At 59.8% G+C, this 575-nt stretch carries 1 protein-coding gene and 1 pseudogene; one reads left to right on the forward strand and one right to left on the reverse strand.

What is annotated here, in order from left to right; translation table 11 throughout:
• Positions 1-150, forward strand: a 150-nt coding sequence (locus M3I53_RS38070; RefSeq protein ID WP_254320822.1) for an ATP-binding protein, incomplete at its 5' end; no start/stop codon positions are given.
• A gap of 99 nt (positions 151-249) precedes the next feature.
• Here M3I53_RS38070 and M3I53_RS38075 read toward each other — a convergent pair.
• Positions 250-575: pseudogene (locus tag M3I53_RS38075) on the reverse strand (transposase); the annotation flags it as partial.

Raw genomic sequence — 575 nt, forward strand, 5'->3', positions numbered from 1 at the left:
CAATTGCCCCTTGACCACTGGCACGCCTGGCTGCAAGACCCGACTCTCGCCGACGCAATCCTCGACCGCCTCGTCCATCAGGCTCACAAGCTCCCGCTGAAGGGCGATTCGATGCGCAAGAAGAACGCACCTGATCAAAAAGTAGCCTGATCTCGAACACGCGCAGTACAATCTAAGCACTACGCAGCACCTCCCTCCTGGCCTGTTCGACTTCACCGAAACGGGCGTTCAACTTCCCCGAAATACGCACGTAAGCGCTCCCCAGCGCTTCAGGCTGTAATCCAAAGCGTTCGCAATGCCGGAGCCGTCGGATACGAGCTTGCGCCGCTTGGTCAGCCATTCGTGCAAGGCGTCGCAAACCGGTTTGGCCCGTGACTGGCGAAGGCGGTATCGCTCATCCACATTCAGTTCTGCTGCGTCACGCTCGATGTCGTAGAGCGCTGAGAAGAACGGCAGGGCGTGCCCCGCAACCTGACTGCTGTGGTTGGCGTGCAACTCGAAGAACTTTCGGCGTGCATGAGCCGCGCATCCGATCTCGGTGACGCCTTGCTGGAATGACGCCTTGTAGCCGCCGT

The sequence above is a fragment of the Paraburkholderia sp. CNPSo 3272 genome (assembly GCF_024206495.1).
In the GTDB taxonomy this organism is placed as follows: domain Bacteria; phylum Pseudomonadota; class Gammaproteobacteria; order Burkholderiales; family Burkholderiaceae; genus Paraburkholderia.